General features: G+C 38.6%; 22 protein-coding genes. 16 read left to right on the plus strand and 6 right to left on the minus strand.

Annotated features, from left to right (window positions below; genetic code table 11):
• The first annotated feature begins 2 nt into the window (after positions 1–2).
• Entirely contained in the window at positions 3–1,148 is a 1,146-nt protein-coding gene (locus BGO84_RS08180; protein WP_283685897.1) for an OmpA family protein, read from the plus strand.
• Positions 1,149–1,421: 273 nt separating this feature from the next.
• Here the strand turns inward: BGO84_RS08180 and BGO84_RS08185 are convergent, their stop codons facing one another.
• Entirely contained in the window at positions 1,422–3,314 is a 1,893-nt protein-coding gene (locus BGO84_RS08185) for a DUF3857 domain-containing protein (protein WP_291028750.1), read from the minus strand.
• A 15-nt stretch (positions 3,315–3,329) separates the two neighbouring features.
• Complete coding sequence (locus BGO84_RS08190; protein ID WP_291028751.1) at positions 3,330–5,318, minus strand: DUF3857 domain-containing protein; 1,989 nt, start codon at positions 5,316–5,318, stop codon at positions 3,330–3,332.
• A 486-nt stretch (positions 5,319–5,804) separates the two neighbouring features.
• On the opposite strand from BGO84_RS08190, the gene BGO84_RS08195 reads away from it, so the two are divergent.
• From BGO84_RS08195 to BGO84_RS08260, 14 genes are read left to right on the plus strand one after another with little or no spacing between them, the layout of a single operon-like run.
• The gene (locus tag BGO84_RS08195; RefSeq protein WP_135104837.1) at positions 5,805–6,173 is read left to right on the plus strand and encodes an NADH-quinone oxidoreductase subunit A; all 369 of its coding nucleotides are present in this window, start codon (positions 5,805–5,807) and stop codon (positions 6,171–6,173) included.
• Positions 6,174–6,186: 13 nt separating this feature from the next.
• Positions 6,187–6,738, plus strand: a complete 552-nt coding sequence (locus BGO84_RS08200) for an NADH-quinone oxidoreductase subunit B (RefSeq protein ID WP_006843264.1) — start codon at positions 6,187–6,189, stop codon at positions 6,736–6,738.
• Positions 6,738–7,271: an NADH-quinone oxidoreductase subunit C gene (locus tag BGO84_RS08205; protein ID WP_006843263.1), complete on the plus strand. Its 534-nt coding sequence runs from the start codon at positions 6,738–6,740 to the stop codon at positions 7,269–7,271. The genes BGO84_RS08200 and BGO84_RS08205 overlap by 1 nt, the downstream gene beginning before the upstream one ends.
• 12 nt (positions 7,272–7,283) lie before the next feature.
• Entirely contained in the window at positions 7,284–8,519 is a 1,236-nt protein-coding gene (gene nuoD / locus BGO84_RS08210) for an NADH dehydrogenase (quinone) subunit D (protein ID WP_006843262.1), read from the plus strand.
• Between the two features lie 8 nt (positions 8,520–8,527).
• Positions 8,528–9,052, plus strand: a complete 525-nt coding sequence (locus BGO84_RS08215; protein WP_006843261.1) for an NAD(P)H-dependent oxidoreductase subunit E — start codon at positions 8,528–8,530, stop codon at positions 9,050–9,052.
• A 5-nt stretch (positions 9,053–9,057) separates the two neighbouring features.
• Positions 9,058–10,413 carry an NADH-quinone oxidoreductase subunit NuoF gene (nuoF, locus tag BGO84_RS08220; RefSeq protein ID WP_135104840.1) on the plus strand — a complete coding sequence of 452 codons (1,356 nt, stop codon included), beginning with the start codon at positions 9,058–9,060 and terminating at the stop codon, positions 10,411–10,413.
• A gap of 6 nt (positions 10,414–10,419) precedes the next feature.
• Complete coding sequence (locus BGO84_RS08225) at positions 10,420–11,463, plus strand: 2Fe-2S iron-sulfur cluster-binding protein (protein ID WP_283685901.1); 1,044 nt, start codon at positions 10,420–10,422, stop codon at positions 11,461–11,463.
• Positions 11,464–11,471: 8 nt separating this feature from the next.
• Positions 11,472–12,515 carry an NADH-quinone oxidoreductase subunit NuoH gene (nuoH, locus tag BGO84_RS08230; protein ID WP_135104842.1) on the plus strand — a complete coding sequence of 348 codons (1,044 nt, stop codon included), beginning with the start codon at positions 11,472–11,474 and terminating at the stop codon, positions 12,513–12,515.
• A gap of 16 nt (positions 12,516–12,531) precedes the next feature.
• Entirely contained in the window at positions 12,532–13,065 is a 534-nt protein-coding gene (locus BGO84_RS08235; RefSeq protein WP_291028752.1) for an NADH-quinone oxidoreductase subunit I, read from the plus strand.
• Positions 13,066–13,090: 25 nt separating this feature from the next.
• Positions 13,091–13,594 carry an NADH-quinone oxidoreductase subunit J gene (locus BGO84_RS08240; RefSeq protein WP_291028753.1) on the plus strand — a complete coding sequence of 168 codons (504 nt, stop codon included), beginning with the start codon at positions 13,091–13,093 and terminating at the stop codon, positions 13,592–13,594.
• A 3-nt stretch (positions 13,595–13,597) separates the two neighbouring features.
• Positions 13,598–13,921 (plus strand): NADH-quinone oxidoreductase subunit NuoK, encoded by a 324-nt coding sequence (gene nuoK, locus BGO84_RS08245; protein WP_252638624.1) that lies wholly within the window; start codon positions 13,598–13,600, stop codon positions 13,919–13,921.
• Between the two features lie 6 nt (positions 13,922–13,927).
• Positions 13,928–15,802 (plus strand): NADH-quinone oxidoreductase subunit L, encoded by a 1,875-nt coding sequence (nuoL, locus tag BGO84_RS08250; protein WP_291028754.1) that lies wholly within the window; start codon positions 13,928–13,930, stop codon positions 15,800–15,802.
• Positions 15,803–15,818: 16 nt separating this feature from the next.
• Positions 15,819–17,252, plus strand: coding sequence for an NADH-quinone oxidoreductase subunit M (locus BGO84_RS08255; RefSeq protein ID WP_135104846.1), 1,434 nt, complete (start codon positions 15,819–15,821; stop codon positions 17,250–17,252).
• A gap of 17 nt (positions 17,253–17,269) precedes the next feature.
• Positions 17,270–18,661, plus strand: a complete 1,392-nt coding sequence (locus BGO84_RS08260) for an NADH-quinone oxidoreductase subunit N (RefSeq protein ID WP_291028755.1) — start codon at positions 17,270–17,272, stop codon at positions 18,659–18,661.
• A 74-nt stretch (positions 18,662–18,735) separates the two neighbouring features.
• Here the strand turns inward: BGO84_RS08260 and BGO84_RS08265 are convergent, their stop codons facing one another.
• From BGO84_RS08265 to BGO84_RS08280, 4 genes are read right to left on the minus strand one after another with little or no spacing between them, the layout of a single operon-like run.
• The gene (locus tag BGO84_RS08265) at positions 18,736–19,809 is read right to left on the minus strand and encodes an RnfABCDGE type electron transport complex subunit D (protein WP_291028756.1); all 1,074 of its coding nucleotides are present in this window, start codon (positions 19,807–19,809) and stop codon (positions 18,736–18,738) included.
• Entirely contained in the window at positions 19,796–21,088 is a 1,293-nt protein-coding gene (gene rsxC / locus BGO84_RS08270; RefSeq protein ID WP_291028757.1) for an electron transport complex subunit RsxC, read from the minus strand. The genes BGO84_RS08265 and rsxC overlap by 14 nt, the downstream gene beginning before the upstream one ends.
• A gap of 27 nt (positions 21,089–21,115) precedes the next feature.
• Complete coding sequence (locus BGO84_RS08275) at positions 21,116–22,021, minus strand: FAD:protein FMN transferase (RefSeq protein WP_291028758.1); 906 nt, start codon at positions 22,019–22,021, stop codon at positions 21,116–21,118.
• Positions 22,022–22,029: 8 nt separating this feature from the next.
• The gene (locus BGO84_RS08280) at positions 22,030–22,449 is read right to left on the minus strand and encodes a hypothetical protein (protein WP_291028759.1); all 420 of its coding nucleotides are present in this window, start codon (positions 22,447–22,449) and stop codon (positions 22,030–22,032) included.
• Positions 22,450–22,596: 147 nt separating this feature from the next.
• Here BGO84_RS08280 and BGO84_RS08285 point away from each other — a divergent pair, with 147 nt between their 5' ends.
• Positions 22,597–23,118 carry a hypothetical protein gene (locus tag BGO84_RS08285; protein ID WP_291028760.1) on the plus strand — a complete coding sequence of 174 codons (522 nt, stop codon included), beginning with the start codon at positions 22,597–22,599 and terminating at the stop codon, positions 23,116–23,118.
• The last annotated feature ends 68 nt before the right edge of the window (positions 23,119–23,186 follow it).

The following is a 23,186-nucleotide window of genomic DNA, read 5'->3' on the forward strand; positions in this document are numbered from 1 at the left end:
TTATGAAAAAAGTAAGTTTACTTTTAGTTTTAGTTTTTGCGGCTATGGCTATTTCTGCTCAAGATAGCGGATTTAGTACTAAAGCTGGTCGCAATGCAACTTTTGCGCGTAACGGTTTTTGGGATAACTGGTTCGTAGGAATTGGTGGTGGAGCAACAATGTATCTTAATGATAACGCAAGTGATGCTAAATTCACTAACCGCCTTAACCTAGCTCCAACTGTTTTCGTAGGTAAATGGTATAATCCTTATTTCGGAGCACGTTTGAAATTTAATGGTGGTGGTTACCACACATTTAATCAAGGAGCAACAGTTATGAATCACCCTCATTATTTAGGTGCTAACGTTGACCTATTGTTCAATGTTTCTAACTATTTGGGACATTATAACGAAAATCGCTTCTACAGCTTTATACCTTATGTTGGTATAGGATTTGTTCATGGATTTGACGAAGATTGGAAATCTATCAAGAACAACTCTGCTACATGGAATGCCGGTATTATCAACAATTTCCGTCTGTCTAACAGAGCTTCTCTATTCGTAGAAATAGCTGGAAATATGGTTCAAGAGTCTTTCGACCGTATGGGTGGTGGAGATTTCGAATGGGATGGCATGCTATCTGCATTCGTAGGATTTAACTTCAAAATCGGTAAGAGAAATGACTTCTCTGAAGCATTGTTGATGGATCAAGGTCTTCTTGATGATCTAAATGGTCAAATCAACAAACTGCGTCAAGAAAATGAAGCTTTGAAAAACAGAAAAGTTGAAGCTCCAAAATGTCCAGATTGTCCAAAATGTCCAGAAGTTAAACCAGCTGAGGTTAAAAACTTCGTTTCTAACGTAGTATTCTTCCGTCTTGGTAGTGCAGTTATTGACAAAAACCAAGAAGTTAGCATCTACAACACAGCTAAATATCTACAAGATAATCCTAGCAAAAATGTTAAGATCGTAGGTTATGCTGATAAGAAAACTGGTACAGCTTCTATCAACATGAAACTTTCTGAAAAACGTGCTAAGAATGTTGCTAATGCGTTGATCAACAAATACAACATCAACAGCAACCGCGTTAAAGTTGAATGGAAAGGTGACACAGAACAACCATATGCAGAAAATGCATGGAACCGTGTTGCTATCTTCTTTGCTGAATAATTTCGGCTAACGAAAATATAAGAATAGGAAAGAGTGGAGTATATCTCCACTCTTTTTTTGTTTCGTATTGATGCAATGCACGTAAAAGAACGATTTTAGATAATGATATGCCTAAGATATGCTGGCTGATTTGATATTGCCATATATTCTCTACCCTAGGCAAGTATAGAGCATTTGTTAAACAGAATCGGTGTGCTAAAATGTGTTATTAAAAGATAAAGCTGGAAGCTACCTAGTAACTTCCAGCTTTATCTTTTAGAATTAACTATTTTATCAGATCTTCTTTAATACGAGTTTTCTCTTTATTGCTGAATTTATTTCAGAGAAAAAAGATTTGATTTCGTTGTAGCTCGATTTGTCATACTTTCCTGTAAAAATATCTATATTCTGTATATATATAATTTTACGATCTTCCACCTTGCATTGTGTCTTTAACTTCCCGAATGGAGTCTCTATCGAGATATCTTTAGGTAATGACTCAATCGTGTATGTTTCAGGGATATTGAATGTGATAGAATCAGAGTCAGAATATCCATTTTCTATTACGATATCCTGTTTCCGTGTAGAAGATGTAAATATATTATAATTACCTTTTCTCAAAGGGCATACAGATGCAAATAATCGCATTCCGGTTTTATTCACAAAGTCTTCAGCTTCGAAATTTGCAGATAATGTACATGATGGTAGCGACGACCTGTCTTCAGAGACTTCGATTTGTGAAATCTTTATTTTTGGCATATTCACATTCGTATTGATGTAGTTCATCTCTTTTTCTCTGTCTTTAGATATCATCCAATAAGAAAACTTGTAGTACAAATGTAAATGTTCTGTAAACTGCATTTTGCCTTTTGCCATTCCGTTTTCGGATATATCTATATCTAGCTTCGATACCTGATAATTTTGATCGTCTTTATATTCGGGTAAACGGCACATTTTGCCTCCTTCATTCGTTATAATAAGACTATTATGGCCTGCAATTTTATCATGTATATATCCAAAAGGAAGCTTTTGGCTTGTACATTCCAGCCAGATACTGTCGTTCTTGAAAGGGACCAGCAGAATAACATGGTCAAACTGATTAAAGTTAGGGAAATCAGGTAGTATATCCTTCTCTCTCATACTTACTATGCTGTAATTGGAAGGTATATCAACGGCTTTTAGCATGGCCATCATTAAATTGGTTAAGCCCTTACAGTCGCCAAATCCACTTTTACTTACAGATGTTGCATCGATAGGCTGATAGCCTCCTATGCCCAATTGTATGCTGACATATCTTGTGTTATTCTGTAGATATTGATAAAGAATAGCCACCTTTTCTCTATCGTTTTTTGCATCTTTTGTGAGATCTTTGATTTTAATCACAAAATCGGCAGGAAGAATATCTTTCCCTGTTAACAAGCTTGATATCCATTTGCCGTGATTTTCCCAGTTAGACAAATTGCCACAGGTTGAATCATAGCAGAAATCATTTGGCATTAATAGTACTTTTGGAATAATTTCGCGAAATGGAGGACCATAAGGTTCCCTGTCGATAGCTTTCATGTTTTCGAGTGATAGCGAATATATATGCTTATTACCGACAGTTTCATCTTTAATATTGCAAGAATAATTAGAATAATAGCGAAGATTCATTCCTGTTGGGAGTTCAATCTTATAGCTAGCTTGTTTTAGCGATAACAGACTTCCATTAATAGGTATGAAAGGAGGGTAGTATAAAATACCGTTTTTCCATCTTTCCTGATAGGTATACTCTATAGTATAAGGGTATGTAGGGTTCTTATATTCATAGAACATAGAGTAGTCGTCGGTACTCAAATGTTCAGATAAGGATGAAGATATTAAGTCTTTTTTTCCTATCTTCTTGACTACTGTCCCCGACATATTTTTTATTACGCCCGAGAAATCTTTCAACTCTCTGAATTTATCATACGTTTCGTTGAAATAACCATATTCCTCTCCCTGTTCATTTAGGATAGTTATTACCTTACTCACTGATAGTGTTGCATTATTCAAATCAGTTTGATTAAATACTGCAGAATAATTATCTACGATGGCGCATGCGTTCTCTCGCAAACTATCAACCTTTTGTATAACAAATTGCCCATAGGCTTGCGTTTGGGATAGAACAAATAAGAGAACACATGCAAATATATATCTGATATTCATATTAAGATAAGCATTTTAAATTGCAGAGGCCTTTTTCAGGACGATCTGCTCGCTGTTTTTAGCTACAATTTTAGCATAAAAGTCTTTTAGTGACTCGTACTCTTCTGGCAAGAACGTTAATTTCTTTAATTGGAATTGATAGTGTAGCTTAATTGCATTTCCGGTCTGAGCCAGACGATATGTCAAAACGATATCATTATCATTTAATACTAATTTTGCAGCCTGAGGCAACTCGTCTACTACATACCCTTCAGGTATTTCTATATCTACAACTTGGAGGTAATTTGTCAAATAATCGAATTCTACAGGATATTCTCTTTTCTCTCTTTGAAAAGGATTTTCGGAAATGTGTTTTTCCATCATCGGATTGATATATAAGAAATCATCCCCTAAGCTGGCGTCCGCAACCTGTGTATATTCCATCTTTATAGGAGCTGAAGTATCATCGATAGCCGAAACTGAAAAACTGTCGATCTTACAATTTGTCCTCTTTGCTAATGATTCAATGAAGTCTTCCTTGTTCTTGTGGTTATAATAGGATACTTTCATATCATAGGCGGCATTACCTTTTCGGGTATCTGTTATGGTTCCTATATATTTGGAATCATTGAATGTGAATTTTGCTGTTTTTAATACAGAGCCATTCGAAACGTTGCTAAGATTAACCCATCTGCCTCCACTCTCACTCATTATACGTGCCTGAGGTACCATGCACTTTTCAGGTAGTAAGTTCCAGTCTCCATACTTAGCAGACGCATCGGTATAATACATAAGTGAATCTATCTTCAGTGCTGTAATTACATAATTAAATGCGGTTATACTAGGGTGGGATATTGGTAATCTTCCGTTTGTTCTGGTACTGAGTATAACAGGGAATGCGTCGAATCCTCCTGCTTTTAGAGCATTTATGAGTAAGTAGTTTACATCAGCACTGCTGCCTATTCCTTCTTTAAGAGCATCTTTTAGGTTACCCGGAACGATAGCTCTCTTGTCATTCCATTTCACCCGATATTTAACCATATCCTGTATTTCTTTTGCCCGTTTAAAAGTCGTCTCTCCTTTAGCTATTTCTTCTTTAAACAGATCAGCCTTTTTCATGTTGCTTCCAAGAGGACTAGAAAGGATATCTTTATCTATAGACTCCCATGAACTAGATTTATTTTCGGTCATGCTGTAGGGCATCTGTATGCTTTTTAGCTCAAAGGATACTTGTGTTATATAATCATTTATAGTCCACAGATATGCTTCTTTCTTCATTGCCGGAATATTGAAGCCTTCGCTTTTCAATGTTTCTGCATTACATCTTACAGTCGTTGCTTGTAAACGTCCGTAGTCATCTTTATATCTTATATGGAAAGATTCATTGTCCGGCTCTTTGCTAGACTTTAAGTTGGCATATCCTTGATAGTTGATGTTGTATCGGAAGTATTCCGGAATTTTAGCCTCAAAGTTCACATAAGCAATAGGAATAGACTCTTGGAATCGGAAGTCTCTTAAGTTATAATAGTAGTCGGATACGATTGTATATTTATACTCAATCACAGACCCCACCTTTGCCGCAGGCATAGAAAATTTCTTTACTTTCAATGTGTTGTCAATGTCCTCGTCGGTAATGAATTCCTTCGCAAGCTTTGTTTTTGTGATTTTTCCATCTTCAAGATTGTATGTTGTGCCCGATAAGCCATTGATTTGCTCTTTCGTTGATCTATTGGTTTCATAGTATGAGATTTCTTGGTTACACCAATCAAGACCTTCTGTCTTCAAGATTTTTATTTTAACTTGTATGGCGTATTCAAACTGAAATCCATACAGTTCGCTAAAGATAAACCTTAAGTCCCCTTTTTTGAGTAGGATAACTGCCGAGGCTGTTGTGTCCTCCGGGTATACAGTCATATTCAACTCATCCATAGTTGCATTGCCATACTTAGATTGGGAATGACTTTCCTGAACATGAAACAGAAAAATAAAACATAGCATTATAGCTAATAAGTAAGTTGTCTTCATTGTTTGGTTATTGAGATGTTGATAGATCATAAATTATGTAAATGTATGAAATAAAATATTAATTATGTTAAAAAATAGCTATGTCTTATAACATTTTTTTTGTTTATGGAAAACTGTCTGATATTGTCTCTATATCTATCTTTGCGCAGCACTCATCGAAGTAATCTCTCTGTATATAGCGCAATGGGAGTTGTTGCTTTGAATAAATCATTTTCGCAAATGAAAACTTACATATAAAATAGATCTAAAATAGTCTTAAATGTTAAAAATTTATTTCTTAAATTGATGTTATTCTTTTCACAATAATAATGTTTTTCTATAAAGACAATATTGTAAACTGCACTTGACAAAATGCTGCATTTTGGCTTCTGATGCCATTTGTTTATTGACTTATTGATAAAATATATGAGTCATTTTGTTCTTTTTTGAGAAATAAATAGAGTATCTTTGTAATCTGTAAAAACAAAGTGTGTTAAAATTAAGGATATGAATTCAAGTATATATGATTTTATACCTATTCTGATGCAAATCGCGTTTTCTGCGATATTTGTATTTGCTACGGTATTTATTTCTAAGATGTTAGGTCCAAGTCGTAGGAGTGCACGGAAAAATGCAAATTTTGAGTGTGGTCTCGATCCTATAGGCGATGCTCGTTCTCCGTTCCCTGTTAAATATTTCCTTGTTGCGATCTTGTTTGTTCTTTTCGACATCGAGATCGTTTTTATGTACCCATGGGCTGTAAACTTTAAAGAGCTTAGTTGGGAAGGATTTGGCAAGATGGGAATCTTTATCGGAATTATTGTGGTAGGTTTCTTGTACGAAGCCAAACGTAAGGCTTTGGATTGGGAGAGATAAAAATTAAACAAGTATGAGCAATTCTTCTAATATAAATGTAGTACCTGCTCCGGATGGATATAGGGGGCATGGATTTTTTGCTACAAAATTTGACTACGTCATAGGTTTGGCTCGTGCCAATTCTCTATGGCCTTTGCCATTTGCTACATCCTGTTGCGGGATTGAGTTTATGGCTACAATGGCTGCTACGTACGATATGGGACGTTTTGGGGCAGAGCGTAACAGCTTTTCGCCACGTCAGGCAGATATGTTAATGGTAATGGGGACTATTTCTAAAAAGATGGCTCCTATCCTTCGCCATGTATATGAACAAATGGCCGAACCTAAATGGGTGATTGCAGTCGGTGCATGTGCTTCTTCGGGAGGTATCTTCGATACATATTCGGTTTTGCAAGGTATCGATAAGGTGATTCCGGTAGACGTGTATGTTCCCGGATGCCCTCCACGTCCTGAACAGATATTGGATGGCGTAATGCAATTGCAGGAGTTAGTAAAACATGAATCTATTCTTCGTAGAGGCTCGGAAAGATATCAGGAGCTTCTTGAATCATATAAATTTGAATAATGGCTCTCGATACTACAGTTATTGAAAATAAGATGAGCGAGAAATTCGGAACGGAAGTGATGAATTTCAGAATGGAACGGGATATTTTTACTTTCGAAGCTGCTCCGGCGGTAATCAAAGAAGTAATCCGTTTTATGAAAGATGATGAAACTCTGCGTTTCAACTTCTTGACAGACTTATGTGGGGTGCATTATCCTGATAATGACAAGAAGGCTCAGTTTGCTGTTGTTTATTTGCTCCACAACTGGATCGACAATGTACGTGTACGTGTGAAAACGTTTCTTGATGGAGACAGACCGTATGTTGAATCTGTAGTGGACGTTTTTGCTGCAGCCAATTGGATGGAACGCGAGACTTATGATTTTTACGGGGTAATTTTCAAAGGACATCCCAATCTTAAGCGTATACTTAATGATGAGGGGATGGTATCGTTTCCGATGCGTAAAGATCATCCTCTCGAGGATGCTGGGCGTACGGATAAGGATGACCGCTTCTTTGGTAGAACTCCCAATAATTATGAACAAACTAAATAGCAAAGTAAGGAAATGTCAGATCAACTAATAAATCCGGAACATCGCTTTGCGAAAATGATAAAAGAACAAGCCTTTGGGGACGATAAAGAGTTGTCCGTTCTTAACTTCGGGCCAACTCACCCTTCTACTCATGGCGTGTTTCAAAATATATTATTGATGGATGGCGAGCGCATTCTGGATGCTGATACCACTATCGGTTATATTCACCGTGCATTTGAGAAGATTGCAGAACACCGCACTTTCTATCAGATTACAACCCTGACTGATCGTCTTAACTATTGTTCTGCCCCTCTGAATAATATGGCATGGTGGATGACTGTAGAGAAGTCACTTGGCGTAGAAGTTCCTAAACGTGCGCAATATATGCGTGTTATCGTTATGGAGCTGGCACGTATTACAGATCACCTGATATGTAACTCTATCTTGGGGGTCGACCTTGGTGCGTATACTCCTTTCTTGTATGTAATGCAATACAGAGAGTTGGCATACGAGATCTATGAAGAAATCTGCGGTGCGCGTTTGACTACAAATATGGGGCGTATCGGTGGATTCGAAAGAGACTGGAGCGAAGCCGCATGGCGTAAGTTAGATGAGTTTATCGAAGGCTTCCCTAAAGCATGGGATCAGCTCGAGAGACTGTTTATCCGCAACCGTATCTTTATGGATCGTATCGTTGGTGTAGGTGCGATATCAGCCGAAAAGGCAATAAACTATGGGTTTACAGGGCCTAACTTGCGTGCTGCCGGTGTCGATTACGACGTGCGTGTAGCGAATCCATATAGTTCATACCAAGATTTTGATTTTAAAGTACCTGTAGGTTCATCCGGCGATACATACGATCGTTGGTGTGTGCGTGCAGCAGAGATAAAAGAAAGCTTGAGCATAATTCGTCAGGCTCGCGATAATATGCCTGATGGAAGCTTCCATGCAGATGTGCCTGACTATTACCTTCCTCCAAAAGAAGAAGTGTATACACAGATGGAGCAGCTTATCCAACACTTCAAGATCGTGATGGGTGAAGTTCCCGTTCCTATAGCTGAAGTATATCATGCCGTAGAAGGTGCTAATGGAGAATTGGGTATTTACCTTATTACCGATGGCTCACGAGCTCCTTTCAGGGTTCACTTCCGCAGACCATGCTTTATCTATTATCAGGCGTTCCCTGAAATGATAAAAGGCGGGATGTTTTCGGATGCTGTTGCCACGCTTTCAAGTATTAATGTTATTGCCGGAGAATTAGATGCATAATCATGTCAATGGAAACTAAAGAATATACACAAGTAATAAATATGTCGGAGAGCCTGATGGCCCGTATCAATGAATTGTTGAGCCATTACCCTGCCGATAAAAAGAAATCTGCTTTACTACCCGTGCTTCATGCCGTACAGGATGCTCATGACAATTGGCTGAGCCTCGAACTGATGGATAAAGTAGCCGAGATATTGGAGATTACACCTATCGAAGTTTATGAAGTAGTAACATTTTATTCGATGTTCAATCAAAAACCGATAGCTAAATATATGTTTGAGTTTTGCCGTACTGCTTGCTGTGGCTTGCGTGGTGGTGAAAACTTAATGGAATATACCTGTCAGAAACTGGGTGTTAAACCCGGCGAAATAACACCTGACGGGATGTTCAGTGTAGTAGGGGTTGAGTGCCTTGGAGCATGTGGCTACGGTCCTATGCTTCAGTTGGGAGACAACTATCATGAAAATCTTAACAAAGAAAAGATTGATACACTGATCGAAGATTGTAAACAAGGAAAAGTAAACCTATATTAATTGCGATGGCTAGAAAAGTATTATTAGAGAAATTAGATATTCCGGGAATAGCGGAATACGAAGTTTATCGCAAGAATGGTGGATATGCGTCTGTGGAGAAAGCACTGAAAACTATGACCCCCGATGAGGTTGTAGAGGAAGTGAAAACCTCAGGAGTAAGAGGTCGTGGAGGCGCAGGTTTTCCGATGGGGCTCAAATGGAGCTTTATTGATAAGAAGTCCGGCAAGCCTCGACACTTGGTTGTGAATGCCGATGAATCGGAACCCGGTACATTCAAAGACCGTTTCTTGATGCATCATATTCCACATTTGCTAATCGAAGGTGCTATTGTTTCCAGTTATGCATTAGAGGCTAATTTATCATATATCTATATCCGCGGCGAATATATGTGGATATTCAAGATATTAGAAAAAGCAATTAAGGAAGCTTATGCCAATGGTTGGCTGGGCAAAAATATATTGGGTACAGGCTATAATCTCGACTTGTATGTACATTGCGGAGCAGGCGCATATATTTGTGGAGAAGAAACAGCCTTGATAGAATCACTCGAGGGTAAGCGTGGTAATCCGCGTATCAAACCGCCATTCCCTGCTGTTAGCGGGTTGTGGGGTGAGCCTACAGTGGTGAACAATGTGGAGTCTATTTCTACTGTTTCGTGGATTATAAATAATGGCGGTGCTGAATACGCTAAAATTGGTGTAGGTAAATCTACAGGAACCAAGCTGATGTCGGCTTCGGGTCATATTAAGAATCCGGGTGTATATGAAATAGAATTAGGTTTGACTGTCGATGAATTTTTCAATTCAGACGAATATTGCGGTGGTATGCTAGACGATCGTCCACTAAAGGCTGTAATACCCGGTGGGTGTTCGGTTCCGATCCTACCTCCTCAATATATATTTAAAACAGCAAATGGTGAAGATCGTTTGATCAGCTATGAATCACTGGCTGACGGAGGTTTCGTTACCGGCTCTTCTCTCGGATCGGGAGGTTTCATTGTGTACAATGATACAGCATGTATCGTTCGTAATACATGGAATTTTTCTCGTTTCTTCCATCACGAAAGTTGTGGACAATGTTCTCCATGTCGTGAAGGTACAGGATGGATGGATAAAATCCTTCATCGCATCGAAACAGGACAGGGTAGAGAAGAAGACATCGACCTGCTATGGAGCATACAAAGTAAGATTGAAGGTAATACGATTTGTCCTCTTGGAGATGCGGCATCATGGCCGGTTGCAGCAGCAATACGCCATTTCCGTGAAGAGTTCGAATACCATGTACGCTTCCCTGAAAAGATAAAAAATAGAGATCATTTTGTAGACGAGCCTATGGAAAAAGTTCGTCACCTTTTGAAGTAAAGCAATATGAAAATTACAATAGATGGACATGTTTTAGACGTCGAACCTGGAACCACAGTGTTGCAGGCGGCACGTATGATAGGCGGAGCCAGTGTTCCTCCTACAATGTGCTATTACTCTAAGCTGGAAGACTGCGGTGGCAAATGTCGTTGTTGTTTGGTGGAGATTAACAAAGGCAGTGAAAGAGACCCTCGTCCTATGCCTAAGCTTCAGCCGTCATGCGTAACAGCTGTTCAGGACGGTATGGAAGTGAAAAGCGCGACATCCGAAAGGGCTCTGGAGGCACGAAAGGCTGTAACCGAATTTTTGTTGATCAATCATCCTCTCGACTGTCCGGTATGCGATCAGGCGGGAGAGTGCGATTTGCAGAACCTTGCTTATGGTAATAATAATTTCAAGTCGCGTTATATAGAAGAAAAAAGAACATTCGAACCCGAAAATATAGGCCCATACATACAATTGCATATGAATCGTTGTATTCTTTGCTACCGTTGTGTAAAACTGGCTGATCAATTAACTCCTGAACGTGTTCATGGAGTAGTGGGAAGAGGAGATCATGCTCAGATTTCTACATATATAGAACGTGCGATCGATAACGATTTTTCGGGCAATGTGATCGATGTTTGTCCTGTAGGAGCTCTTACCGATAAAACATTCCGATTCAAGTCTCGTGTTTGGTTCAACAAACCATTCAATGCACACCGTCATTGTACAAAATGTTCCGGAAAAGTAACACTATGGATGTTTGGCGACAAAGTTCAGCGTGTGACAGCCCGTAAAGATGAATGGCACGAAGTTGAAGAATTTATCTGTAACGAATGTCGTTTCGAACATAAGAATGTTGAAGACTGGACTATAGAAGGCCCTCGCAAATTTGAGAAGCCATCTGTAATCAATGTAAACAACTATACAGAGCCGATACATAAGGTTAAGATAAATACAGACGAACTTGTATTGGAAGGTCGTAAAGAAGATCAGAAGAAAATAAGCATGCCTGATTCTCCTTATGATGCAGAGGAGTTGGAAGCTATAAAGAAAACAAAAGAATAAATAAAATAATGGAGATTGCACTTATTTTAGAAAAGTTGATCCTTATCGTTCTTGTGTTTGCTGTCACAATGCTTTTTGCGTTGTATTCTACTTATGCAGAACGTAAGGTGGCCGGTTTTTTACAAGATCGTCTCGGCCCGAACCGTGCAGGTATCTTTGGTTTGCTACAGCCTCTTTGCGATGGAGCTAAGTTGTTTGCCAAAGAAGACCTCATGCCAAATACGCCGAATAAGATTCTCTTTGTTGTCGGTCCGGCTGTTGCCATGACAGTCTCTTTGCTTGGGGGGGCGTTGATCCCATGGGCAGAGAAGTTTGTTATAGCAGGCTATGGAGAGGTTAAACCTTACATCGGAGATGTAAATGTGGCTATTCTATATATTGTAGCTGTATTATCTACAAGCGTATATGGTGTTGTAATCGGAGGATGGGCATCAAATAATAAATATTCCCTGATGGGAAGTATCCGTGCCGGAGCACAGATGATTTCGTATGAAATAGCAATGGGGCTTTCTCTTATTGCGCTGATTATGATGACAGGTTCTTTGAGCCTGGTAGATATCACTCAACAGCAAAGTGGCTGGCATGGTATGCAATGGAATGTGATTTATCAGCCATTGACATTTATTATTTTCCTTGTTTGTTCGTTTGCAGAATGTAACCGTACACCGTTCGACCTTGCAGAATGTGAGTCGGAGCTGGTTAACGGACACCATGTCGAATATTCTTCGTTGGGAATGGGATTCTATATGTTCTCTGAATATGCGAGCATGTTTTTCTCATCTGCATTTATCTCTGTTCTTTTCTTTGGAGGATACAATTATCCGGGAATAGATTGGGTAACAGAGAATTGGGGTATAAATATGGCTAGTGGTCTGGGTGTACTATCACTTCTAGCTAAAACTTCATTCTTCATTTTCTTCTATATGTGGGTGCGCTGGACAATACCGAGATTCAGATATGACCAACTGATGAAACTGGGATGGAAAATGCTGTTTCCGTTGGCAATAGTAAATATCATTTTGGTAGGAATTTTTGTCCTGATTTTTAAATGAAAATAAGAAATTAGCGATGTCAATAGAAAAAATATCATTATCAGGAAGAAAGACGGAGGTTGTTGATAAAAACATGACCTTCGCAGAAAAGATATACTTTCCTGCTGTGATAAAAGGGCTTATAATTACAATTAAGCACTTTTTCAAGAAGAAGTCGACTGTTCAGTATCCTGAGCAACAACGCGAATTTAGCCCTGTATATCGTGGACAGCACGTATTGATGCGTGACGATCAGGGGCGCGAGCGCTGTACGGCATGCGGGTTGTGTGCCTTGTCTTGTCCGGCAGAAGCAATCACGATGGTGGCTGCTGAGCGTAAAAAAGGAGAAGAACATCTGTACCGTGAAGAAAAATATGCTTCGGAATATGAAATAAATATGCTACGCTGTATATTTTGCGGAATATGCGAAGAGGCTTGTCCGAAAGAAGCTATTTTCTTAACCAAGTCTAAGCTCCTGGTGAAGCCGAAATTAGAACGTGAAGACTTTATCTATGGAAAAGATAAACTCGTGATTTCGGTAGAGGATGCCAAAGCACGCAAATATGATTAAATAGAGATACGAGATAAATAATGATATGATTACAATAATTTTTTATATTCTGGCAACCATAACACTCGGTACGGGACTTCTGACGGTATTGTCTAAGAATCCTATCCATAGTGCAGTGTATATGATTATCTGTTTTTTCTCCATATCGGGGCACTTTTTGCTGCTGAATGCTTTGTTTCTATCGGTTATAAATATTGTGGTTTATGCCGGAGCTATCATGGTGTTATTGCTATTTACTCTGATGCTTATGAACCTGAGTGAAAGCCACGAGCCAAAGAAAAAAGTGATCAGTCGTGTGGCGGCTACAATATCGAGCTGCTTGATGGGAATTGTCCTGTTGGCTGCGCTCTTGAAGGCTACGCCTGTGATAGAAACATACAAAACCGAGGGGTTAGACTATCAGTCGGTAAGTATTATTGGTCAGGTGCTGCTTGACGAGTATTTAGTGCCATTTGAATTTGCTTCTATATTGCTTATAACGGCTATGATCGGGGCAGTACTTATTTCTAAAAAAGAGAAAAAAGCTTAAGCTATGCTGAATAATATATTAGAACAAGTAGGAATTGACAATTACATCTACCTCTGCATACTATTGTTTTGTGTGGGTGCAATTGGAATATTGTATCGTAGGAGTACGATTGTGATGTTGATGTCGGTAGAATTGATGCTGGCTTCTGCCAATATGTTGTTGGCTGTTTTTTCTGTGTATCATCAGGATACCAGCGGACAAGTGTTTGTGATATTCTCATTGGCCGTAGCTGCGGCAGAGGTGGCTGTCGGATTGGCTATTTTGGTTGCCATCTACAGAAACATAGGCACGATAGATATTGATGAATTGAAAAACTTAAAAGGATAAATTTGGATGGAAACAATATTAGTATTAATACTCTTGCTTAGTCCGTTTATCGGTTTCTCAATTAATTTGCTGGTTGGTAAAAAACTAACGGGTCGCACATTACCCGGAATTATTGCTACCACAGCTGTAATTATAAGTTTTGTAATATCTCTTTACCTTTTCATCCAAAATCTTTCTACAGGTCAGGTTTTCAATGTCAACCTGTTTCAATGGATTGCATTAGGGGAGTTTACAACTGATCTGTCTTTCACCCTCGACCAACTGTCGCTAGTATGGTTGTTGTTTGTGACAGGTATCGGTACGCTGATACACATCTATTCGATGGGGTATATGCACGATGATGAAAATATAGACCGTTATTTCTCATATCTGAATTTATTTATCTTCTTTATGACGATACTTGTTTCGGGAAGCAATCTTCTCGTTATGTTTATCGGTTGGGAAGGTGTAGGTTTGTGTTCTTATCTGCTTATCGGTTTTTGGTCGAGAAATCATAAAAACAACGATGCGGCAAAGAAAGCCTTTGTGATGAACCGTATCGGAGACTTAGGTTTCCTTATCGGTATTTTTACATTGGGTTATATGTTCAAAACGGTGGACTATGTTTCGCTAAAAGATCTTGTTACCAGTCCCGACCCACTGTTGGGCGTTGCCACATTGGCATTGTTTATAGGGGCTACAGGTAAAAGTGCACAGATACCTTTATATACTTGGTTGCCCGATGCGATGGCAGGTCCTACTCCTGTATCGGCACTCATACATGCTGCAACGATGGTTACAGCGGGGATATTTATGGTGACACGATTGAACTTTATATTTGATCTCACTCCCGATATTCAGACTCTGATTGCTATTGTAGGTGCTGTAACTGCATTATTTGCTGCAACGATAGCTCTTACACAAAATGATATAAAGAAAGTACTTGCATACTCTACCGTATCGCAGCTCGGGCTGATGTTCTTGGCTCTTGGGCTGGGTGCTTATCACGTGGCAGTATTTCATGTGATTACACACGCATTCTTTAAGGCTTGCTTATTCCTTGGCTCGGGTTCAGTTATTCATGCTATGGGAGGCGAACAGGATATGCGCAAGATGGGAGGTCTTAAGAATAAGATGAAGACGACGTATTATACGTTTTTGATCTCTACGTTATCAATTGCAGGTATTCCGCCTTTGGCAGGTTTCTTCTCCAAAGATGAAATCATGCTGACAGCTTTCGAGCATAATATTTTCTTATGGATTCTAGCAGCGTTAGCATCTTTGCTTACTGCATTCTATATGTTCCGTTTGCTATATCTTACATTCTTCAAAGAGTTTAGAGGTACAGAAGAACAGAAACATCATTTGCACGAATCGCCAAGCAGTATGACTCTGCCGCTTATCGTGCTGGCTTTCTTAGCATTTTTCGGAGGGCTTATCAGTATTCCTTTCGGAGGGCTTAGCTGGTTGAACGGTTACCTAGAGCCAATATTACCGGGTATTACAGGCGAACATGCTCCTGTAGATCAGATGGTGATGACAATGGTAATTTCTACTATCATCGCTATAGTTGGTATTGCATTGGCATACTTTAAATATATAAAGAAATCTGAAGTCCCTGCTGAGGATGATGAGATTTCGGGAGTTGCTAAAGTATCTTATAACAAATTCTACATTGATGAAATATACGATGCATTATTTGTAAAACCTCTTTATGCTTTAGCCGGCTTCTTTGAAAGTGTAGTAGAAAGAGCATTAAAAAATATACTGAAAAGCTTCGGAGGCTTGGTCGAGTTATTGACAGTTCCGGCGCGAAGACTACAGAATGGAAGTCTCGGTTTTTATCTGTTTTTCTTTGTGTTGGGATTCAGTGCACTAATCATCTGTTTATTTCTTGTATAAAAATTAAAAAAGAAACATGAATATCACTATTATATTAATCATATTATTGGTAGGTGCAATTCTTACTTATTTATCAGGAAATAGATTTGCCTCTAAAGTAGCTATGTTGTTCGGTGTTGCCGCAGCTATTTTTTCGGTAGCGTTATGTCTTAAATACGGAGCAGCAGGAGCAAATTTCAGCATAGATTGGATTAGTAAGCCTAATATCTCGTTTTCGTTAAAGGCCGACGGCTTGTCGATGGCTATGATATTAATGACTACGATACTGCTGCCTATAATTATACTGGGTACGCAATCGCGCGAATTTAAGAATGAAAAGATGCTGTATAGCTTAGTCATGTTTATGGTTTTTGCTATGGTAGGCGCATTTTTAAGCAGCAACGCTCTTTTATATTATGTGTTTTGGGAAATGTCTCTTATCCCAATCTATTTTATCATCGTATTGTGGGGTAACGGCGAAATCGTCAAAAGACGTAAGGCTGCGATGACATTCTTCCTCTTTACATTTGCCGGATCATTGTTTATGCTTGCTGCCATTATATACATGTATACAAAAACGGGAAGCTTTCAGCTAGAAGCATTCTATAATGCAAGTCTGAGCCAAACAGAACAAATCTGGATATTTTTGGCATTCTTCCTTGCTTATGCTATTAAGATACCGATTTTCCCTTTCCATACTTGGCAGGCAAATGTGTATCAGAAAGCACCGGCAATAGGTACTATGTTACTTGCAGGTATTATGTCTAAGATGGGAGCATATAGCGTTATTCGTTGGCAGTTGCCCGTAACTCCTTACGCATCAAACGAGTTCAGAACAATAATCGTGATCCTTTGTATTATTGGAGTTGTATACGGAGCTATTATGGCGCTGCGTCAGGACGACTTGAAAAGATTTTTAGCGTATGCATCATTGTCTCACGTAGGATTTATTGCGGCGGGCTCTTATGCGTTGACATACGATGGACTAGAAGGAGCTGTGATACTTATACTGGCTCATGGTTTTGGTATTGTGGGTATGTTCTATTCCGCAGATGTAATCCAAACACGTATGCATACATTGACTATAAGTAAGATGGGTGGTATTAAAGAACATGCTCCAAAGTTTTCGGTGGCGTTCTTTATAAGCATCCTTTCTTCTATCGGTATACCGCTTACATTTAACTTTATCGGAGAGTTTACAATAATGTTCGGATTGTATCAGGTAAATCTTTGGTACGCCCTTACAATAGGAACAGCATTGTTCCTTGGTGCTCTCTTTATGTTGAGAATGTATCAGCAGGTAATGTTAGGAGAACCATCCGTGAATCCGTTCAGGGATTTGTCGAAGACCGAAACGGTAGTTTTCGCCTTAATAATAGGAGTACTTATATTTTTCGGGGTGTATGTGAAGCCGGTTACAGACTTGGTATCTACAAGCCTGACAGAGATAGTAATGTATATTAACAGATAAAAATAGCCAGATATATAATGAGTACATTGATAGCCATCTCAGCATTAGGTATAATCTGCCTTTTATTAGAGATATTCAATTTGAGAAAAATCCTTATACCAGTTACGCTAATTGGACTGATTGCTGTATTGGGGTTGACTGTTACCGAGTTTTACTTAGGACAATCTTTCCTTGGTACGGATAAGTACAATATGTTGGTAGCAACAGGGTTTTCGCAAGGATTCTCTATCCTGTTTATTATTCTTGCTGTACTGATTCTTGCGATGAGTCCCAAGTTTTATCAAGACAGAATAGATAAGATTGCCGACTATGTAGCCTTGAAGGTCTTTCTAGTGGCCGGAGCTGTGGCTATGGTTTCTTTCGGAAATTTTATTATGTTTTTTGTGGGACTTGAGGTATTGTCTATTGCCGCTTATATTTTGGCAGCCAGCGATCCGAAGAACTTGCGAAGTAACGAAGCCGGTATGAAGTATTTCATTATGGGTGCATTTGCGTCCAGCTTTATTCTGTTTGGTATTGCTCTCATATATGGTGCATTTGGTTCGTTCGATATAGCTACAGTTGCTATTGCATCTACTGCTCAGGCTGGATCTTTACCTATATGGTTTAGTCTAGGTTTTGTGATGTTGACTGTCGGTTTGATGTTTAAAGCATCTATCGTACCGTTTCACTTTTGGGCACCTGATGTTTATGAAGGTTCACCTACACTTTCTACTGCTCTGATGAGTACCTTGGTAAAGGTGGCTGCAATAGGGGCATTGTTTAAGGTAGTAACAATATTGTCTGTTGCGGTAACACCTGTATATCAGATCGTATTGATCGTCTTGTCTATATTGACAATGACAGTCGGAAACGTAACAGCAATGAAGCAGAAAAACATAAAGCGTATGATGGCCTATTCGGGGATATCACACGCCGGATTTATGATGATGACCTTACTTTCAATTGGCACATCTGCAAATACAGTATTGTATTATGCCGCAGCATATAGCTTGGCGGGTATTGCTGCATTCGCTGTAATACTTGGTGTTTGCCGAGGAAAAGACAATGAGGATATGACAAATTTCTTTGGTTTGGTGAAACGTCAGCCGGTGTTGACTGCAATATTTATTTGCGCATTGTTGTCATTAAGTGGAATTCCTGTTTTTGCAGGCTTCTTTGCGAAGTTCTTTGTGTTTGATCAGATGTTACAATCAGGCCACTTAGTTCTTGTTATATTCGGTATTATAAATTCGATTATAGCAGTGTTCTATTATCTGGGAGTAGCAAATATAATGATCACCAAAGAAAGCGAGACAGAAGAGCCTCTACGAGTTCCTTTCGAATATAAAGCTGTAGCTGTAATCGCTATATCTTTGAATCTATTACTTGGGATTTTCCCTTCTGTAATTATGGGTCTGAACTTATAATTCGGTGAGATATAAAAAATAGAAAAGAGCAGATCTGACGGTCTGCTCTTTTTTTGTATTGATATTTTTCTCTGCTATTCCGCTTTTACTCCCTTCGCTATGAACCTTATGATGCAATAAGCAATATAAATAAATACAAGATACATTATCAACCCTGTATGATGCAGATAGATAACAGCGAATGTAGCCATTAGTATACATGCCGTAAGTGATAGACCTTGCCACAAACGGGTAAGAAGATCTAATTTTTGTCCCCATACATTCGGACGGAATACCCAGTTGATAGGTACAACGAAGGCATTCAACAATAGTATCGAGTAAGACATGTATTCATACTTCACATCATTGATGATGCAGAGTATTGCTGTTAAACCTATCATCGCTCCATAATATAACTTTCCATAGTTGGTGCTTGCACTTGTGGGCATGTCTGTTGCCATAAATATAGTGCCCAGTAATAAGCCTCCCAAAGAAAACTGTATTGTATATTCGGTCAGGTTGGACACGGTAAGAAGCAATACAGTGAAAGCCGCTAATAAGGCAAATGGGATGTGCCATGAGATTCTTTGCCTAATCAACAAGAACAAACCGCCTAGCACTAAAAAGAATATCGAATATTCGCCTATTGCTCCCGATGCTTTATAAAATAGTTGGTTTATAAAACTGTCGTTAAATATATTGAGCTCATTTATATTCACCGCCGTCTTGTCGTACCAAATAGTGCGTGAAGCCATTACAGCGGGAAAGAATACAGTCATAAACTCTCGTCCGATCAGCGCAGGATTGAATATATTACGTCCTAAGCCACCCCAGAGTAATTTTCCGAACAGAACGGCCATGCTTCCTCCGAATGCAACAACATAGAGAGGAGTGAAAGGTGCTATTGTGAATGCAAGCAGAATTCCCGAAATAATGGCTGACCCATCAGAAAGAGATTCCGTGTTTTTGGAAAAGATAATGGAGAATAAAAATTCTGTTAATAACGCACTTCCTACTGCAACCAAGATTACCATGACAGGTACAAACCCGAATGCCAGATAAGACATGGCTATACATGGGAGCAATGCTAAAATAACATCTGCCATTACACGGCTGGTACTATCACTTTTCCTGACAAAGGGAGCAAATATTGTTTTATCTGATTGCATTTGCTAGTTCTTTAAGTTTTATTTTTCCTTCTTTTATGCTTTCTATAAGCGGCACATTACTTGGGCAGATGTATTCGCAAGCTGCGCATTCGATGCAACTGCTGATACTGTATTTTTCAAGATTGAAGTATTTCTTTTTTCTATAGTTTTCTTCAAACTTCATTGGCATCAGACGCATAGGGCATACATCGACGCAATAACCGCACGAGATACAATTACTCCGTTTCACTTCTTTTTTCTTTAGGAATAGTATTCCCGATGCACCTTTGGTTACAGGTATCGACAGGTCTTGTATTGCCTTTCCCATCATCGGACCTCCTTGTATGATGGTATTACCCGAAGTTTCTATCCCTAGCGATTTTGTGATATGTCGTATCGGTGTTCCTATTTTCACTTCGTAATTGCCATAATTAATAGATCGCTCACCTGAGATTGTTATTATTCGGCTGATAACTGGTTTGTGATTTACTACCGCCTGATAAACAGAGTAGATAGTACCGATATTACTCACTATAATTCCCGCTTCGGCTGGTCGCTTCGATCTTGGTAGTTCAATGCCTGTGGCAGACTTTATTAATTGCAGCTCGCCACCTTGAGGGTACTGATCGGGCAATAATATTGCTTTGTAGCCTTTATGTTCTTCTTGTTGCAGATATGGAGCAAATACTTTTAAAAGCTCTCTATTCTGATGCTCTATACCAATGATAACATTGTCGGCATTAAGTATCTTTTTTATGATATCAATTCCTTTAAATAGCTCTTCGGTACGTTCTGCCATCAGTGAATAATCTGACGTAAGATAAGGTTCGCACTCTGCACCGTTTACAATAAAGGTATGTATCTTATGTTCCCCAACGCTATATTTTATAGCTGTTGGAAATTGAGCTCCACCTTGTCCTACTATACCTGCATCCTTAATTCGCTCTATCAACTCTTCGGGGCTACATTGGTTGTAATCTTTGTACGAAATGTCGTTTACTTCCTCGTCCTTATAGTCGTTCTGGATAACGATGGTTTTTACAGAAGAGCCATCTGCAAAAGGATAGTCTTTTGTTTCCAAAATCACGCCCGATACCGGCGCATGTACTTTGGTCGCAAACTTATCCTTTACTTCTCCTATCAATTGGTATTTCTTGACCTTATCGCCAACATTGACAACAGGAGTAGGAGCACAGCCTAAATATTCTGCGAGGGGAATGTATAGAAATGGAGCGTCTTCAATATCCTGAATACTCTTCTTCTTGGTTTTCCCTTTCATCGAAAGTATGTGCATTATCATAGCTTTTGTTATTTTAATTTGAAATAACTATCTGAAATCTTGAGTGTATATAATATTATTATCACTATCGAGCATAAAACCTTTTATGTTGTAATGTTCCGATAGCAGATCAATCTTTTTTAAAAATCCTTCTGCCGATTCGTTAAACAGAGCCGTAGAGATCATATCGCCTACCATACATTTGTCGCTGATAATTCCCACCTGCTTGTTTGTCGAAGGGAAACCCGTAATAGGATTTAGTATATGCCCATATTCTTTACCATCTATACTTACAAAAGTTTTGGACTGAGATGATGTAGAATATGCCTGATTTGCAATGTTTAACTTGAATAAAACTTCTTCCGTTTGGGGATGCCTCACCATGACTTGCCATCGTAGGTGCGATTCGTTATTTATTGCCATTATCGTACTGCCTCCGGCATTGATTATCGCATCATTTATTCCCAATTCAAGCATTCTTTCAGTCAGACGATCTACAGCATAGGCTTTTATGAACGAACCAGTAATGATTTCCTGTCCTTTTTTTATCTTGACTTTTTTTCCGTTTATCTCTATGTGCCTATAATCAATCAGCTTTTTTACATCTTCTATTTCTTTGATTGAGGGTGTTTGCCGTTGTTCATCTTTGTAGAATCCCCATAGCCTAATAAGTGGCATGACTGTAATGTCATAAGTTCCATTAAAGAAATCTGAGATTGTAATTGCCTGATTTAATATATTTACAGTTTCCTTATCAACATCTACAAAGCTGCCGCTGTTCTTATTTATTATGTCGAAATAAGAACCTGCTTGATACGAATTGTATTTCTTATCCACATGTTCGAGAATCGCAAATAATTCATCAAATATGCTTTCTTCGTAAAAAGCAGATATCTTGATTTTTATATGCGAATGGAATAAGAATCGGGTCTGGGCTTTGTATAATAATTCCATTTACAGGTTTACTCTGTTCCTGACGATTCTTCGGGTGTTGCTTTTTCTATAACGGTTTGCTTGACTTCCTCTACCTTTTTTTCTTCCGTCTGGTTTTCCTTTTTACTCTCTACAGCTGTTGCTGATTTTTTTGTCTGGGGTGTGGTAGAAGCTTTAGGCTTCACATCTTCTGCTTTTTTCTTATCAGTAGATACTTTAGCCGGAGCAGTTAAACTCTTTACCTCTTCTTTTACGGGCTGCTCTTCGGTTTTGGGTTCGTCAGCAGGGGGTAAGACGATGGGGTGTTCAACTTCTTTTGTATTCTTTTCTTTTTCCTCTTTGGCTTTTTCTTCAGTATTGGCGGCATTTACCTTATAGCCCCAAATTACTAATAGAACTCCAAATAAAAAAAGGCCGGTTTTTTTCAATATCTGAACAATATTATTCATGCCTTTAACTATTTTATAACTTTATACAAAAATAAATTATTAGTCTGATCTGATAAAAAAGATTAACTATTTATAGCATTTATAATATTAAGCACAGAAAAGAGAAAAAATAGTGTATTTTTGTGACGCTGAAATATTAGTACTGTTATGAAAAAAGCTGCAATCTTAACAATTTTCTGTATCTGTTTTTTATCCGAGATATTTGCTATTTCTCATTCAGACGGTGACGTAAATAAATTGACTTTATCATGTTACTCGTTGAAGAATGAAAAGATAGGCCATTTAGCTTCCGATATCAGCAACTTTATTTTTCGCAGGAAAAACGGATATCTTTGGCCGGTAACCAAAATTTTATTTTCGAAAGATAAAGGCGTGTTGAAATTGGATATTACAGCTCTCGATAATGAATGGAACAAAATGTATGAACCGGGAGAAAAGACTTATGGTTACTTCATTATGACGAATCGTATATTTATTATTTCGTCTAAAGAAAACGAACAAGTGGACTTTTCCGAATATTTTGATCCTGTAGAAGATGGTGATCGTACATTCGGCAGCTCAAATTCGAAGAAAATAATAAAAAATCCGAAGTGGGTTTATATAATAGACGAAAGTTGTACTTTCCCTAAACAATTGCGGGCTGCAAATTTAGAAGCGCTTGGCAGATAAATTAACCTGTTTATAATATTTTGTTCTTTTGTTTCGTTCAAGCAAAAGAATTACCAAACTTATTTTTA

The organism is Dysgonomonas sp. 37-18, assembly GCF_001899125.1.
GTDB lineage: Bacteria > Bacteroidota > Bacteroidia > Bacteroidales > Dysgonomonadaceae > Dysgonomonas.